At 59.8% G+C, this 15,066-nt stretch carries 13 protein-coding genes; 12 read left to right on the top strand and 1 reads right to left on the bottom strand.

Going from position 1 to position 15,066, the window contains the following annotated elements:
• Positions 1-100: 100 nt before the first annotated feature.
• From GOW56_RS02050 to GOW56_RS02010, 9 genes are read left to right on the top strand one after another with little or no spacing between them, the layout of a single operon-like run.
• Positions 101-613, top strand: a complete 513-nt coding sequence (locus tag GOW56_RS02050; RefSeq protein ID WP_171115839.1) for a TRAP transporter small permease — start codon at positions 101-103, stop codon at positions 611-613.
• An 11-nt stretch (positions 614-624) separates the two neighbouring features.
• Positions 625-1,953 carry a TRAP transporter large permease gene (locus GOW56_RS02045; protein WP_171204789.1) on the top strand — a complete coding sequence of 443 codons (1,329 nt, stop codon included), beginning with the start codon at positions 625-627 and terminating at the stop codon, positions 1,951-1,953.
• 12 nt (positions 1,954-1,965) lie between these two features.
• Positions 1,966-3,273, top strand: a complete 1,308-nt coding sequence (gene hisD, locus GOW56_RS02040; RefSeq protein WP_171204788.1) for a histidinol dehydrogenase — start codon at positions 1,966-1,968, stop codon at positions 3,271-3,273.
• A complete protein-coding gene (locus GOW56_RS02035) occupies positions 3,266-4,027 on the top strand; it encodes an SDR family NAD(P)-dependent oxidoreductase (protein ID WP_171204787.1) in 762 nt (253 codons plus the stop codon). Before hisD ends, GOW56_RS02035 begins: the two co-directional genes overlap by 8 nt.
• Positions 4,024-5,004, top strand: a complete 981-nt coding sequence (locus GOW56_RS02030) for a zinc-binding dehydrogenase (protein WP_171204786.1) — start codon at positions 4,024-4,026, stop codon at positions 5,002-5,004. The genes GOW56_RS02035 and GOW56_RS02030 overlap by 4 nt, the downstream gene beginning before the upstream one ends.
• Positions 5,005-5,027: 23 nt before the next feature.
• Complete coding sequence (locus GOW56_RS02025; protein WP_171115849.1) at positions 5,028-5,438, top strand: universal stress protein; 411 nt, start codon at positions 5,028-5,030, stop codon at positions 5,436-5,438.
• Between the two features lie 49 nt (positions 5,439-5,487).
• Entirely contained in the window at positions 5,488-5,994 is a 507-nt protein-coding gene (comD, locus tag GOW56_RS02020) for a sulfopyruvate decarboxylase subunit alpha (RefSeq protein ID WP_152458032.1), read from the top strand.
• Positions 5,991-6,545, top strand: coding sequence for a sulfopyruvate decarboxylase subunit beta (comE, locus tag GOW56_RS02015; protein WP_171204785.1), 555 nt, complete (start codon positions 5,991-5,993; stop codon positions 6,543-6,545). The genes comD and comE overlap by 4 nt, the downstream gene beginning before the upstream one ends.
• The gene (locus tag GOW56_RS02010; protein ID WP_171204784.1) at positions 6,545-7,651 is read left to right on the top strand and encodes an alpha-hydroxy acid oxidase; all 1,107 of its coding nucleotides are present in this window, start codon (positions 6,545-6,547) and stop codon (positions 7,649-7,651) included. The genes comE and GOW56_RS02010 overlap by 1 nt, the downstream gene beginning before the upstream one ends.
• A 52-nt stretch (positions 7,652-7,703) precedes the next feature.
• Here the strand turns inward: GOW56_RS02010 and GOW56_RS02005 are convergent, their stop codons facing one another.
• Complete coding sequence (locus GOW56_RS02005; RefSeq protein ID WP_171204783.1) at positions 7,704-9,749, bottom strand: ASKHA domain-containing protein; 2,046 nt, start codon at positions 9,747-9,749, stop codon at positions 7,704-7,706.
• 216 nt (positions 9,750-9,965) lie between these two features.
• Between GOW56_RS02005 and guaB the strand changes: the two genes are divergently transcribed.
• From guaB to GOW56_RS01990, 3 genes are all read left to right on the top strand, one after another.
• Positions 9,966-11,414, top strand: coding sequence for an IMP dehydrogenase (guaB, locus tag GOW56_RS02000; protein WP_170344221.1), 1,449 nt, complete (start codon positions 9,966-9,968; stop codon positions 11,412-11,414).
• Between the two features lie 92 nt (positions 11,415-11,506).
• Positions 11,507-12,664: an RsmB/NOP family class I SAM-dependent RNA methyltransferase gene (locus tag GOW56_RS01995; protein WP_171204782.1), complete on the top strand. Its 1,158-nt coding sequence runs from the start codon at positions 11,507-11,509 to the stop codon at positions 12,662-12,664.
• Positions 12,665-12,773: 109 nt separating this feature from the next.
• The gene (locus GOW56_RS01990) at positions 12,774-15,065 is read left to right on the top strand and encodes an ATP-binding protein (RefSeq protein WP_171204781.1); all 2,292 of its coding nucleotides are present in this window, start codon (positions 12,774-12,776) and stop codon (positions 15,063-15,065) included.
• The last annotated feature ends 1 nt before the right edge of the window (position 15,066 follow it).

The raw sequence follows: 15,066 nt of genomic DNA, 5'->3' as shown, positions 1-15,066 counted from the left end.
TGGACGCCTGACGGGCGTCCACGAACCTTACTTTCAGTCAGCCCGACAACAACCCGCCACATCAGGCGCGGGTCAGGCTGTCCCTGCGCCGGAGGATCAGATGACCATTCTTCAAAACATAGACCGAAACGCAGAGCGTTGGTTGCTGCTGGTGTTCTACGTGATGCTGGTGATTACCATGGCCATCGAAGTGCTGCGGCGCGAGATTTTTGCTTATTCGTCGATCTGGGGCGAGGAAATCGTCCGGTATTCCTTCATCTATCTGGCCTGGATCGGTGCCGCGGCTGCGGTGAAAGAGCGGGCGCATATCCGGATCGATGTGATCATGCATTACATCGGACCACGCCCCAAGGCGGTGCTGTATATTTTCGGCGATCTCGTGATGTTCGGCGTGGCGATCATCGCGCTCTACTGGTCGTATGAGGCGGTTCACGTCTCGGCCAAGTTCGGCTCGGTCACGGATGGGCTTCGGGTCTCGAAAGTCTGGTTCCTTATGGCGGTGCCCGCCGGATTCGCCTTGATGATATGGCGGCTGATCCAATCTTTCCTGCGTGACGTGAAATCACTTCGTGACGGCACCCCCGTCTTCGAAGGCGACAAGCTGTTTGACTGAGGAGAACACGAATGCTTTGGAATTCCCTCAATCAAACCGTTGAACTGGGCTGGGATTTTTACCTGCCGGTGATCCTGTTCGTAGGCCTGATCGCCTTGGCCGTGCCCGTTTGGGCCGCCATTGGCACAGCGGCGATCGTGATGCTGATCATGTCCGGTGATCTGCCTCTCAGCCTGGTCGGAGAAAGCCTGTTCACAGGTATCGACGCATTCGCCCTGACCGCTGTTCCGTTGTTCATTCTGACCGGAGACGTTCTGGTGCGGACCGGTCTGTCGCGCAAATTCCTGGACGTAGCCGAGGCGCTGACATGCTTTGCCAAGGGCGGGTTCGGGTCGGCCACGGTTCTGGTCTGCGGTATGTTTGCCGCGATTTCAGGGTCGGATGCCGCCGGGGCGGCTGCGGTGGGACGCATGACGATCAACCGCCTGGTGGAAAGCGGCTATCCGCGCCCCTATGCCTGTGCTCTGGTTGCGGCTGGTGCCTGTACCGGCATCCTGATCCCGCCCTCGATCGCCTATATCATCATCGGCCTCGTGCTGGGTATTTCCGCCTCGACCCTGTTTCTTGCAGCCTTGATCCCGGGTCTGGCCATCCTGGTGTCGATCCTGATCACAAACATCATCATGAACCGCCTTTATGCCTATGAGGGTGGCGGCATGATGACCATGGGGGAATGGCTGGCCAATCTGGGCAAGGCGCTGAAATCGGGCTGGTACGCGTTTATCGTGCCGGGGATCATCTTCTACGGCATCTTCTCAGGTCGCCTGACCCCGACCGAAGCCGGCGCAACGGCCGTTGTCGTCACCATAATCATGGGTTTCATCCTGCGCACACTGACGCTGGCAGACTTTCCATCGATGCTTGTCAGTTCGGCCAAGGTAAACGGAGTCATCCTGCCGATCATCGCATTCTCGGCACCTTTGGCCGAAGCACTTGCGATCATGGGTGTCCCGCAGGGTTTCGTAGCCTCGGTCACGTCGCTGACCGATGATCCCTATCTGTTGATCTTGCTGATGATCAGCATCCTGATCGCAGCGGGCTGCGTGATGGAGACAACGCCGAACATCGTAATCCTGGCACCAATCCTGAAACCGCTGGCCGACAATATCGGCATGAACGAGATTCAGTTCTGCATCATGATGATCACCGCGTTGGGTGTGGGCTTCATCACGCCGCCGCTGGGACTGAACCTGTTCGTCGTATCTGGCATTACCGGTGAGTCCATTCTGAAGATTGCCGTCCGGGCCGTTCCTTTCGTACTGACCATGCTTATCGTGGTGATCCTGATCGCCTACGTGCCTGCTGTGTCGACCACCCTGCTTCCTGAAATCTACCAATAGGACCTGCTGAACATGCCTCGTGAATATTTGAAAAAGGCGACTCTAACCGCTCAATCGCATGCCTCTGAGGTGCATGATACGGTCAAGACCATCCTTGCCGACATCGAGGCGGGTGGCGACGACAAAGCACTGGAATATGCCCTTAAGTTCGACAAGTTCGAAGGAAATGTCCTGATGACGCAGGACGAGATTGATGCGGCCATCGCACAGGTGCCAGAAAAACTGAAGGCCGATATCCGCTTTGCCCACGACAATGTCCGTCGCTTTGCCGAGACGCAGAAGGCCACCGTGTCGGACGTACAGATGGAGATCGTTCCCGGTTTTGTTGCGGGGCAAAAGGCGATCCCGGTGGATGCGGCAGGATGCTATGTTCCCGGTGGGCGCTACAGCCATATCGCCAGCGCGATCATGACGGTGACAACGGCCAAGGTTGCCGGGTGCCGTCATATCACGGCCTGTTCTCCTCCGCGACCGGGCGAGGGCGTGGCGCCAGCGATTGTCTATGCCGCGCATATCTGCGGAGCCGACAGCATTCTGGCCATGGGCGGTGTGCAGGGCGTGGCCGCCATGACCTATGGTTTGTTCGGTTTGCCGCGCGCCAATATCCTTGTGGGGCCGGGCAACCAGTTCGTGGCCGAGGCCAAACGCATCCTGTACGGCAAGGTTGGTATCGACATGATCGCGGGTCCGACCGACAGCCTGATTCTTGCCGACAGTTCCGCAGACGCCCACGTGGTGGCAACCGATCTGGTCAGTCAGGCCGAGCACGGGTACAATTCGCCCGTCTGGCTGGTGACGGATGATCGCGACCTTGCGCAGAAAGTCATGGAACTGGTTCCGGTTTTGATCGACGATCTGCCAGAGCTGAACCGGGAAAACGCCTCGGCCGCGTGGCGCGACTATGCCGAAGTCATTGTTTGTTCCGACCGCGAAGAGATGGCCGCCTGTTCCGATGAATATGCGCCCGAGCACCTGACGGTTCAGGCCGAGGATCTGGATTGGTGGCTGGATCGCCTGACCTGCTATGGTTCGCTGTTCCTGGGTGAGGAAACCACCGTGTCCTACGGGGACAAGGCGACTGGGACGAACCATGTTCTGCCGACTTCGGGTGCGGCCAGTTACACCGGCGGTTTGAGTGTACACAAATACATGAAGATCGTCACCTGGCAGCGGGCCACACGTGAAGGATCGAAATCGATCGCCGAAGCCACCGCACGGATTTCCCGACTGGAAGGTATGGAAGGTCACGCTCGCGCAGCGGATGTGCGTCTGGCCAAGTATTTCCCGGATGAGCAGTTCGATCTGACCGCTGATGGATGACCCGCGCACATTGTTTGACCTGACGGGCCGGGTGGCCTGCATCACCGGCGCCAGTTCGGGGCTGGGGCGGCAGGTGGCGCGGACACTTGCCGCGGCCGGCGCGCGCGTTGTCGGCGTGGCGCGGCGCAGCGACGCGTTGGCGCAGATGCAGGCCGAAATCGGCGAACACGCAGAAGCCGTCGTTGCTGATGTTGCCGATCGCGCCGGAATCGGCGGGCTGGTGCAGGTGATCAATTCCAAGTTCGGCGCACCGGATATTCTGGTGCATGCGGCCGGGGTCAACACGCGTGAGGCCGCCGACGAGGTGACACCTGATGGCTGGGATGCCACGCTTGCCCTGAACCTGAGCGCGCCGTTTTTCCTGAGTCAGTCGATGGTGCCCGAAATGAAAAAAAAGGGGTGGGGGCGCATCGTCAATTTCGCCTCGCTGCAAACGACGCGGGCCTTTCCGGGCGGCATTGCCTATGGCGCGACCAAGGCCGGGATCGCGCAATTGACCCGTGCCATGGCCGAAGCCTGGTCGCCCTTTGGCATTACCGCCAACGCAATCGGTCCGGGGTTCTTTCCGACCGAGCTGACTCAGGCCGTGTTTGACGACCCCCAGCGCGCGGAACGCAACGCCGCTCAAACCTGCATTGGGCGCAATGGGCAGATGCAGGATATCGACGGGCCGATCCTGTTTTTGTGCTCGAACGCGTCCGGCTATGTCACGGGGCAGGTTCTTATGGTTGATGGAGGGTTCACAGCCAAATGAAGGCACTGGTTTACCAAGGTGTGGAGCAGATGGTGTTCGGCGATGTGCCGGATGCCGAGGCCGGTCCGTCCGAGCATTTGATCCGGATCGAGGCGGTTGGCATCTGCGGGTCGGACATGCACGCCTACCTGGGCCATGATGCCCGCCGTCCGGCTCCGCTGATTCTGGGGCACGAGGCGGCCGGTGTGATTGTCGACGGGATACGAGCCGGTGATCGTGTCACGATCAATCCGCTGGTAAGCTGCGGGAAATGCGCGGCCTGCCTTGCTGGTCGTGAAAACCTGTGCCCGGATCGCCAGATCATCTCGATGCCGCCGCGCGAAGGGGCGTTTGCTCAATACGTCACCATGCCTGCCAGCAATCTTGTTGAGGTCCCGGAGGATGTTTCGTTTGCCAAAGCCGCGCTGGCGGAACCGCTTGCCGTCAGCTGGCATGCGGTCCGGTTGGGGATCGAGGTTCTGCATCCTGCGATGGACCGTCGCGCACTGGTGATCGGCGGCGGGGCCATCGGCCTTGCGGCGGCATTGGCCTTGCGGGCAATGGGCGTTGACGATGTGACCATCGCGGAACCAAACCAGCTGCGTCGCAACTACCTGGCGAAAATCGAAAGCTTTGCGCTGGTGGAGTCAGCCAAGGAGACTTACCCGTTGGTCATAGATGCCGTGGGGTATGCCGCAACGCGGTCGGTTGCCTCGGCCATGGCCGAACCGGGCGGCGTGATCGCGCATGTGGGTTTGGGTGAGGATACCGGTGGTCTGGATGTTCGCCGGATGACCTTGCAGGAAATCACATTCATAGGGACTTACACATACACCGCCAAAGACTTTCGCCAGACGGCTCAGGCGATCTTTGACGGGCGGCTGGGGGCTCTGGACTGGATAGAAGAACGCGCTCTGGCCGACGGCGCGCAAGCGTTTTGCGATATCCGATCTGGCGCCGTGGCCGCACCGAAGATTATCCTGAGACCCTGGGGATAGAACTGACAGAACTGGAGACCTTCATGTACACAAAAATACTGGTCCCGTTAGCTTTGGATCACGGCATATCGCAACACACACTGGAAATCGCACGGGCCTTGTCAGGAGAGGGCGCAGAAATAATTGCGCTGCATGTCTACGAGATGCCTCAGGGATCGGTCAGCGCCTATCTGGACAAATCGGTTGTCGCCGAAGGGTTCGAACGGGCCCGTTTGCAACTGTTGCAAAAAGTCGAAGGGCTTGAAGGAGTGACGGCCGAAATCGTCAAAGGCCATACCGCGCGGTCCATCATCGACTATGCCAGCAGCAAGGATGTCGACTGTATCGTAATCGGCTCGCACAAGCCGGACCTGAGCGACTACTTCCTGGGATCGACCGCTTCGCGCGTCGTCCGCCATGCCCCCTGTGCCGTACACGTGCACCGAAGGGCCTGAATTCCTCAATCGCGCATCTAGCGCCCCAAACAGGACCAAAAGCTGGATCATGAACATAGACAAAAAGATCACCGACGATCTGGTGGCCAACGATATCTCGTTTGTCACCACTGTCCCGTGCAAGCAATTGGCAGGTGTCATCGCGGAAATCGACGAGCGCGAAGGCATCTATCACATCCCGTCCAACAAGGAAGACGAAGGGATGGGCCTGTGTGCAGGGGCGTGGATGGGCGGCAAGCGGCCCGCGATCATCATGCAGAACACGGCCATTGGCGTAACGATCAATACGCTGGCCACGCTGATCCAGTATTACCGGATGCCGCTGCCGATGCTGATATCGTACCGGGGGGAATTGCGCGAACCCATTGCCTGCCAGGTTGAAATGGCGGTTCACACCAAGGCGCTGCTGGCTCAGCTGAACATCCCCACCTACCACTTCCACCATCAGGCCGATGTCGAAGAGCTCGACGCGATCCTGAAATACACATTCATGTGCAACAAGCCGGTCGCCATCCTGACCGACGCCAATTTCTGGGGAGGCTATGGCGACCAATGATCCGTTCTGAAATTCTGAAGGAAATCGCCCCGATCCTGCGTGATCAACTGGTTGTCTGCAACATCGGCATCCCCAGCCAGGAACTGCATGCCATCGACGACCAGCCCACCAGCTTCTACATGCTTGGCACCATGGGGCTTGCGTCCTCGATCGGTCTGGGGCTGGCGCTGTCGCAGCCGAAGCCGGTGATCGTGATCGACGGCGACGGCTCGATCCTGACCAATCTGGGCACCCTGCCAACGATCGCCAACAACGTGGCGGACAATTACATCCTGCTGATCGTGGACAACGGCTCGTACGGTTCGACCGGCGATCAGCCGACCTATGCGGGGCAAAAGACCTCGCTGGCCAAAATGGCCGAGGCCGCCGGGTGTGAGCGCGTGATCGAATGTGCCGCCGAAGGCACCGGGCGTGTGCTGCAAGAGGCGCTGGATGCCAAACAGATGACCATCATCGTCAGCAAGTGCGAAAGCGGCAATGCCAAGATGCCGCCGATCACGATGGATCCGGTGGTCATCCGCGACCGCTTCATGAAGGCCGTTCAGGCCTGATGGGTGCAAGCGCCATCCACAGCGCCGAGGACGCCCGCCGCCTGGCGCGGCGGCGTCTTCCGTGGATGGTGTTCGACTATATTGATGGTGCAGCCGGGGCCGAGATGGGTGCCGGTCGCAATCGATCCGCTTTGGATGCAATGACCTTGCGCCCGCGCATCCTGCGCGACGTCAGTGAAAGATCTCTGGCAAGTTCGCTGTTCGACCGGCCCGCGAAACGCCCGTTTGGTATCGCGCCGATGGGCATGTGCAATTTGTCCGCGCCGGGTGCCGACATGATGCTGGCCCGCATTGCGGCACGCCACGAGGTGCCGCTTGGGGTTTCGACTGTGGCCTCGACCGCGATGGAGGATCTGATCGTCGAAGCGGAAGGCCATGCCTGGTTCCAGCTGTATTTCAGCGGCGATGGCAGCGGCACGTTCAAGCTGGTCGATCGCGCCAAGGCAGCGGGGTACGAGACACTGGTGCTGACCGTGGATGTGCCCGAGGTTGGCCGACGCCCGCGCGAGTTGCGTCATGGGTTCAAAATGCCCTTCAAAATGGGGCCAAAGCAGGTGATGGATTTTGCCCTGCACCCCCAGTGGTCCTTACCGGTCCTGCTGAAAGGCAAGCCGGAAATGGCGAATTTCCGGATGGATGGCTACGATTTCGACCGCACCGAAAGCCGCGCCAAAGCCACGTGGGAGACATTGGCCCGTCTGCGCGACCAGTGGGCCGGCAATCTGGTGGTCAAAGGCGTATTGGACGCAGACGACGCGCAAAGGCTCAAGTCAGCGGGCGTGGACGCAATTCAGGTCTCAAGCCATGGTGCACGCCAGTTGGAAAGTGCGCCCGCGCCAATCACGGTGCTGCCCGAGATACGCAAGGCCGTCGGTCCGGATTTTTCGCTTTTCTACGACAGCGGGCTGCGTTCTGGTGAAGACGTCCTCAAGGCACTTGCGAACGGGGCGGACTTTGCCTTTTTCGGTCGCATACTTCAATTTGCAATAGCGGCCGAAGGCGAAGCGGGCCTTGAACAGCTATGGTCGGTACTCAGCGAAGAAATGAGCATCGCCATGGCCCAACTAGGCGTCACGTCGCTGGACGAGGTCCGACGCAACGCCTGATATGGGTGAGGACAATGACCCGAGGTTTCCCACGGGTCACTGAACTGTCGGTTTAACCGCGGCGCCTGCGACGACGTCCGCCACCTGCTTCGGTCTCGCCGCCGGTGTTGAAGCTTGGGTTGGGCAGCGTGACAACCTGGGCCAGTTCCGGGAACGGGTCGGTCTTGTGCGGGATCGCATTGGCGGCCACGAAATGATCCTGAAACTTCGGCTCAATGGCGGTTTCGATCTTGGTGATTTCGCGCACGACGCGCTCGATCTCGGCGCGCGATCCGATATTGCACAGCGCGATACGCGCGCCGGTGCCTGCGGCGTTGCCCGCACTCGAGACTTTCTCCAGTGGCGCGTCGGGTATCATTCCCAGCACCATGGCGTGTTTGGTCGAGATATGCGCGCCGAACGCACCGGCCAGAACCACGCGATCCACCTTTTCGACATTCATTTCGTCCATCAGCAGGCGTGCACCTGCGTACAATGCGGATTTCGCAAGCTGGATGGCACGGATGTCACCCTGCGTGACCGTGATGCGGGGGCCACCTTCGGCGCTGGCATCGTGGATCAGATAGGCGTGCGTGCGACCTTCGGGCACGCAGCGTGCAGTGCCAGTCTGTTCCGCCGATCCGATCAGGCCGCCTTCGTCCAGCAGGCCTGCGATACGCATCTCGGCCACTGCCTCGATGATACCGGATCCGCAGATGCCTGTGATCCCGGTCGTGGCGATTTCCTGATCAAAGCCGTCTTCGTCGGACCATTTATCCGACCCGATGACGCGGAACCGGGGTTCCTTGGTGACAGGGTCGATCTCGATTCTCTCGATCGCCCCGGGTGCGGCGCGCTGGCCTGAACTGATCTGAGCGCCTTCAAAGGCAGGCCCGGTGGGCGAGGAGCAGGCGAGCACGCGGCTGGTATTGCCCAGCAGGATTTCGGCGTTGGTGCCCACGTCGACGATCAGAACCAGATCCCGCGACTTTCCGGGTTCTTCGGACAGGGCCACCGCCGCGCAATCCGCGCCCACATGGCCCGCGATACAGGGCAGGATATAGACATGCGCGCGTGGGTTCATGGTTGTCAGATCCATCTCGCGGGCGGGCAGGGACATGCTTTCCGACGTTGCCAGCGCAAACGGGGCCTGACCCAGTTCCACCGGGTCCAGCCCCAGCAGCAAGTGATGCATGACCGGGTTGCAGACGAACACCGTTTCCACGATCAGAGAGGCATCGATGCCTGCCTCTTCGGCAATCGACGTGACCAGGTCATTGATTGCCTCGCGCACTGCCTTAGTCATCTCCTGATCACCGCCGGGGTTCATCATGGAATACGAAACACGGCTCATCAGGTCTTCGCCGAACCGGATCTGGGGATTCATGAGGCCAGAGGATGCCTTGACCTCGCCGGTTTCCAGATCGGTCAGATGCGCGGCGATGGTGGTCGAGCCGAGGTCGATGGCCAGACCATACAGCCCGCCTTCATGCAGGCCGGGCCAGATTTCGACGATACGCGCCACGCTGTCCTTGTGACCTTTGTGGAGCGCCACGGTGACTTCCCATTTGCCCTTGCGCAGAACCGGTTGAAGTTTGGACATCAGCGTCAGGTCCGCCGTGACGGCTTCGATGTCCCACTGTTCGCGCAACGCGCGCTCGAGCCGTTCCAGATCACCGGTGGGCGAATGCATGTCGGGTTCTTCCACCACAACGAAGTAAAGGCGCGTGGCCGGGTCCATCGTGATGGCACGCGCGGCTGCCGCCTTGCGCACGACCTGCCGGTGCACCTGGCTTTCGGGCGGTACGTCGATCACCACGTCGCCCTGAACCGAGGCCTGGCAGCCCAGACGGCGGCCCGGTTTCAACCCGCGCTTGTCGTCATAACGCTGTTCGACGGCGTTCCATTCGCTCAGCGCGCCCTCGGACACCGTGACGCCGTGCTTGGGAAATTCGCCATAGCTGGGTGTGATCTGGCACTTTGAACAGATGCCGCGGCCCCCGCAGACCGAATCCAGATCCACCCCCAATTGACGGGCCGCCGTCAGAATTGGGGTGCCGACGGGGAAGTGCCCGCGTTTGCCGGACGGGGTAAAGACGACAAGAGGGTCGGTGGTCATCAGTGACTTACCTTTTCATATTCGCGCGTATGTTGGGCAAGATATGGGTTTGCGCGAAAAGGGAAAGGCCATCAGCGGCACGATCTGCACAACGAGCGTCGTTTTCTTCCACTGCATCGACAACCAGAGCCAAAGAGTTGCCCCCAAGGGCTTTTCCTTTGGTTCAATCCATGTAATAGGGTCACCGCCAAACGGGCTTTTGCATGGGGTATTCAGATGCAGATTCGTGAGGCACTTACCTTTGACGACGTTCTCCTGGTTCCGGGCGCATCTTCCGTGCTGCCGGCAACGGCAGATACGACCACGCGTGTGACGCGCGAAATCACCATGAACATCCCATTGTTGAGTTCGGCCATGGACACCGTGACCGAGGCGCGCATGGCCATTGCCATGGCTCAGGCGGGCGGCATCGGTGTGGTACACAAGAACCTTTCGGTGGAAGAACAGGCCCGCGAGGTCCGCCGGGTCAAGCGGTTCGAATCCGGTATTGTCTATAACCCCGTGACGTTGCGGGTGGATCAGACATTGGCCGACGCCAACGCGCTGGTACAGCGCTACAACTTCACCGGTTTTCCAGTCGTCGACGAGCAGGGCCGCGTGGTGGGTATCCTGACCAACCGCGACATGCGCTTTGCGAACTCGGACGATACGCCGGTACACGCGATGATGACTTCGGAAAACCTGGCGATGCTACAGGAACCGGCCGATCTGGAAGAAGCCAAAAGCCTGATGCGGGCGCGCCGTATCGAAAAGCTGCTGGTTGTCGATGGCGAAGGCAAGCTGACCGGTCTTCTGACGCTGAAGGATACGGAACAGGCCGTTTTGAACCCAACCGCCTGCAAGGACCGTCTGGGTCGCCTGCGGGTCGCTGCGGCGACGTCGGTCGGGGATGCCGGGTTCGAACGGTCCGAACAATTGGTGGATTCGGGTGTCGACATCATCGTCGTCGATACGGCGCATGGTCATTCGCAGGGCGTGCTGGACGCTGTGAGGCGGGTCAAGACCCTGTCGAACGAGGTTCAGATCATTGCCGGGAACGTTGCAACCGGCGAGGCGACCAAAGCGCTGATCGATGCTGGTGCCGACGCGATCAAGGTGGGCATCGGCCCGGGGTCGATCTGTACCACACGGATGGTGGCAGGGGTTGGTGTTCCTCAGTTGACCGCGATCAGCGATTGTGCGGCAGCAGCGGGCGACGTTCCGGTCATCGCGGATGGTGGTATCAAGTTCTCGGGTGACTTTGCAAAGGCGATTGCCGCCGGGGCATCCTGTGCCATGGTCGGGTCGATGATTGCAGGCACCGACGAAAGCCCGGGCGAGGTGATCCTGTATCAGGGTCGTTCGTTCAAATCTTATCGCGGGATGGGCAGCCTGGGCGCAATGGCGCGTGGATCAGCCGACCGCTATTTCCAGAAAGATGCAGCCAATGACAAGCTGGTGCCCGAAGGCATCGAAGGTCAGGTGCCCTACAAAGGCTCGGCCAGTGCCGTGATCCACCAGCTGGTTGGTGGTTTGCGCGCGGCGATGGGATACACCGGCTGCGCCACCATCGAAGAAATGCGCAAGAACTGCAATTTCGTGAAAATTACCGGCGCCGGTCTGAAGGAAAGCCACGTGCATGATGTGCAGATCACCCGCGAAAGCCCGAACTACCGGGTCATGTAAGCCATCCAGCAAGACACAAGGCACCCGGGAACGGGTGCCTATTTGCCACTTGGATCGGCCAGCCGGGCCCATTTTCGCCAAGGTATTCCACAATGACACCCGCCGCCCGTGTTCAGGCCTCGATCGAAATTCTGGATGATATTCTGGCTGGCGCGCCGGTTGAAAAAGCACTAACCGGCTGGGCGCGGCGCAGTCGCTTCGCCGGATCCAAGGATCGGGCAGCCATTCGCGATCACGTATTCGACGCGCTGCGACGCAAGCGCTCGTATGCAGCGTTGGGAGGGTCCGACACCGGGCGCGGTTTGATGATCGGTGCGACCCGTGCGTCAGGCGGTGATCTGGCCGACCTGTTCACCGGCGACCGTCACGCTCCGATGCCGGTTGAGGAAACGGAAACGGCGCGGGATTTCGCGTCCGAGGCCGAGAGATATGACATTCCGGAGTGGCTGTGGCCTCGGTTCGTTGACTCTCTGAAGGATGCCATGGTTCCTTGCGCGATGTCTTTGCAGAACCGGGCGCCCGTTCATCTGCGGGTCAACTTCCTTAAAACCGATCTGGGCGAGGCCATCGACGCCTTGAAGTCCGAGGGTATTGTCTCCCATCCGGTTCAGGTATGCCAAACCGCCCTTGAAGTGACAGAGGGGGCCCGGCGCATTGCCCAAAGTCAGGCCTATGCCCGGGGCCTGGTCGAGCTTCAGGACGCTGCAAGCCAGGCGGTTGTGGCCGCGCTGGATCTGCGGCCGGGAATGCGCGTTCTGGATTATTGCGCGGGTGGTGGCGGCAAGGCGCTGGCACTTGCAGCGCACGAGGGCGTCGAAGTGTACGCACATGATGTGAATGCCGGTCGCATGAAGGATATTCCGACCCGGGCGGAACGAGCAGGTGCAAAGATAACCATCCTCAACTCCGATGACCTTACAGGTGTTGATCCGTTTGATGTGGTTTTGGTTGATGCGCCGTGCTCTGGCAGCGGATCGTGGCGAAGGGCGCCTGCCGGGAAATGGGCCTTGACCGAGGATCGCTTGCGGGACCTCACCGCCATTCAGGCCGGTATTCTATCGGACATTGCGCCTTTGGTGCATCCGGGCGGCCTGCTGGCTTACGCAACCTGTTCGGTTCTGAACGATGAAAACGGCAAGATCATAGACGATTTTCTGGATCAGTTTTCCCAGTGGCGGGAAACCTTCCGGAAAACGTGGCACGTTACACACGAATCTGACGGGTTCTTTACGTCGCACTTGACGCGCTGAGCTTTTGGCAAATAACAACCCTGGGTAGATCGCTGCTTTCCGAACGCCGTTAAGCGGGAATTAACCAATTTTGGCCGTTATAGCCGATACCTTTGCGCCCGAGCCGTTTATGTCTGACACAGCAGAATTTTTCATCGACCCATCTCTTGTCCACACGCCTTCCGCATCTCGTCTATGGTCGTTGGTGGCGGTGGCATTGTTGATCAGCATAGCCCCCATGGTCGGGTTGCTGCCACCGAATTGGACCATGGGCATGATGGTCGCGGGAACTTCGCTTTTGATCGTTGCACTATGCGTCGTGATCAAGGGCCAGGTCCACGCCAGACATGCGCAACAAACCACTGCCGTCATGGCCGCGTTTGCAGAACAGGAAGAGTCACCTTTCCTGATCGCAAACACCTATGGCGACGTTCTGGCGTCCAACGCATCAGCGCGGGAACAGTTCGGCGCGGCGAAAGGAGCCAGCCTTGAAAGCTGCCTCGGTTCGACGTTCTCGACCCCTCAGGTGATTATGTTGAGGTTGCAATCTCAGGCCCGATCCTTCGGTCGGGCCCGCGAAGACTGCGTGATCAGGGGAAACACAAACAGTGTAACCGTGTTTCTATTGGCTCCCGACATTTTTTGCTGGCGGTTTCAACAGTCAGAACAGGAAAGCTGGCAGTCTCTCAACCTGCCGGTTCTGACCATCGGATGCGCGGATGATGTGGTGCGCCCGAATCCGGCGGCTAAAAAGTTGCTTGGGCCGCGTCCCGGTAGGGTTCGCGACATCTTCGGTGATGCTGACGCCCGGATCGGAGCCTCAAACATTATCAAGTCACAGGACGGAATGATACCGGTCGCTGTGACGGAGCTTTCCCGATCCAGCAAGGAACGAAGCCTTGGTTTGGTGCCGCTCATTGAAACTCCGGCGCCCGGGGCCAGCACGTCTTTTGCAGATCTTCCAGTTCCGGTCCTCACCCTGTCTCCGGCGGGGGCCATTCTGAATGCCAACAGGCTGGCGAATAAGCTGCTGGGAAATGAAAACCTGGAAGGCACGAACATAGCCGACATCATGCGGGGTATGGGGCACCCCATTCTGGATTGGCTGGCGCGGACGGCCGCGCAAGAAGACGCGCAACGATCCGAGTTTCTTCAGTTGACCCGAAAAGACAAGGAAGTCTTCGTACAGGTCACGCTGAGCCGTGTCGTTGTCGATGGCAAGATCTGTCTGATCGCGGTTCTGAATGATGCGACAGAGTTGAAGACCCTGGAGGCACAATTCGTCCAAGGGCAGAAAATGCAAGCTGTGGGTCAATTGGCCGGCGGAGTCGCACATGATTTCAACAACCTGCTGACGGCCATTTCCGGGCACTGCGATCTGCTGTTGTTGCGTCACGATCAGAATGACCCGGATTATGGGGATCTGGTTCAGATCAATCAGAACGCCAACCGGGCCGCTGCGCTGGTCAGCCAACTTCTGGCATTCTCGCGCAAACAGACGCTCAGGCCCGAAGTTCTGGATTTGCGCGACACGATCTCGGACCTCATTCACTTGTTGAACCGCCTTGTGGGCGAGAAAGTTCTGCTGACCCTCAGCCATGATCCGGTGTTAAAGCCGGTTCGGGCGGACAAACGGCAGTTGGAACAGGTGTTGATGAACTTGGTCGTCAACGCGCGCGATGCCATGCCTGACGGGGGCGAGATCCGCATCGAGACCGAGGTATTGAACCTGTCGCAACCGCTCAGCAGGGACAGGGCGACCGTCCAACCCGGCGAATACGTTACGGTCAGGGTCATGGACAGCGGCGTGGGAATACCTGCCGACAAACTGCAAAAGGTTTTCGAGCCGTTCTATACGACAAAGCGTACGGGCGAGGGGACAGGGCTTGGGCTTTCAACAGCGTATGGTATCGTCAAGCAGACGGGCGGTTTCATCTTTGTCGACAGTACGGTGGGTCGAGGCACCGAATTCACCGTCTTTCTACCGGTTTGCGCCACGGTGGCAGAGGCTGAACAGGACACTCCGGCCCAGCCCGAAGCTCAAAGCGCCCGGCAAGGAGAGGGCATCGTGCTTTTGGTTGAAGACGAAGCGCCGGTCCGCGCCTTTGCAACCCGGGCCCTGCGGCTCAAGGGCTATACCGTGCTGGAAGCGGATTCGGCCGAGGAAGCCCTGCGGCTTCTGGAGGATCCGTCTTTGAACGTGGACGTATTCGTAACGGATGTGGTCATGCCCGGTATGGATGGGCCGACCTGGGTGCGCAAAGCTCGGGAAACACGTCCGGATGCCCGCGTGGTCTTCGTATCGGGTTACACGGAAGGTGCCTTTGGCGATTCAGAACCCGAGATCGCCAATTCGACCTTCCTGCCCAAGCCGTTTTCCCTCACCCAGTTGACCGAGGCGGTTTTCCAACAGCTGAACTGAG

The organism is Ruegeria sp. HKCCA0235A (genome assembly GCF_013033235.1).
Taxonomy (GTDB): domain Bacteria; phylum Pseudomonadota; class Alphaproteobacteria; order Rhodobacterales; family Rhodobacteraceae; genus Ruegeria.
Note: the sequence above shows the minus strand (reverse complement) of the source record. Positions and strands in the feature narration are given on the sequence as shown.

Excerpts from the sequence above, each read along its gene's own strand:
- GOW56_RS02045 (WP_171204789.1), top strand. The coding sequence starts at position 625 with ATGCTTTGGAATTCCCTCAATCAAACCGTTGAACTGGGCTGGGATTTT.
- GOW56_RS01990 (WP_171204781.1), top strand. The coding sequence starts at position 12,774 with ATGTCTGACACAGCAGAATTTTTCATCGACCCATCTCTTGTCCACACG.
- GOW56_RS02025 (WP_171115849.1), top strand. The coding sequence starts at position 5,028 with ATGTACACAAAAATACTGGTCCCGTTAGCTTTGGATCACGGCATATCG.
- GOW56_RS01995 (WP_171204782.1), top strand. The coding sequence starts at position 11,507 with ATGACACCCGCCGCCCGTGTTCAGGCCTCGATCGAAATTCTGGATGAT.
- comE (WP_171204785.1), top strand. The coding sequence starts at position 5,991 with ATGATCCGTTCTGAAATTCTGAAGGAAATCGCCCCGATCCTGCGTGAT.
- GOW56_RS02030 (WP_171204786.1), top strand. The coding sequence starts at position 4,024 with ATGAAGGCACTGGTTTACCAAGGTGTGGAGCAGATGGTGTTCGGCGAT.
- GOW56_RS02035 (WP_171204787.1), top strand. The coding sequence starts at position 3,266 with ATGGATGACCCGCGCACATTGTTTGACCTGACGGGCCGGGTGGCCTGC.
- GOW56_RS02050 (WP_171115839.1), top strand. The coding sequence starts at position 101 with ATGACCATTCTTCAAAACATAGACCGAAACGCAGAGCGTTGGTTGCTG.
- GOW56_RS02010 (WP_171204784.1), top strand. The coding sequence starts at position 6,545 with ATGGGTGCAAGCGCCATCCACAGCGCCGAGGACGCCCGCCGCCTGGCG.
- hisD (WP_171204788.1), top strand. The coding sequence starts at position 1,966 with ATGCCTCGTGAATATTTGAAAAAGGCGACTCTAACCGCTCAATCGCAT.
- guaB (WP_170344221.1), top strand. The coding sequence starts at position 9,966 with ATGCAGATTCGTGAGGCACTTACCTTTGACGACGTTCTCCTGGTTCCG.
- comD (WP_152458032.1), top strand. The coding sequence starts at position 5,488 with ATGAACATAGACAAAAAGATCACCGACGATCTGGTGGCCAACGATATC.
- GOW56_RS02005 (WP_171204783.1), bottom strand. The coding sequence starts at position 9,749 with ATGACCACCGACCCTCTTGTCGTCTTTACCCCGTCCGGCAAACGCGGG.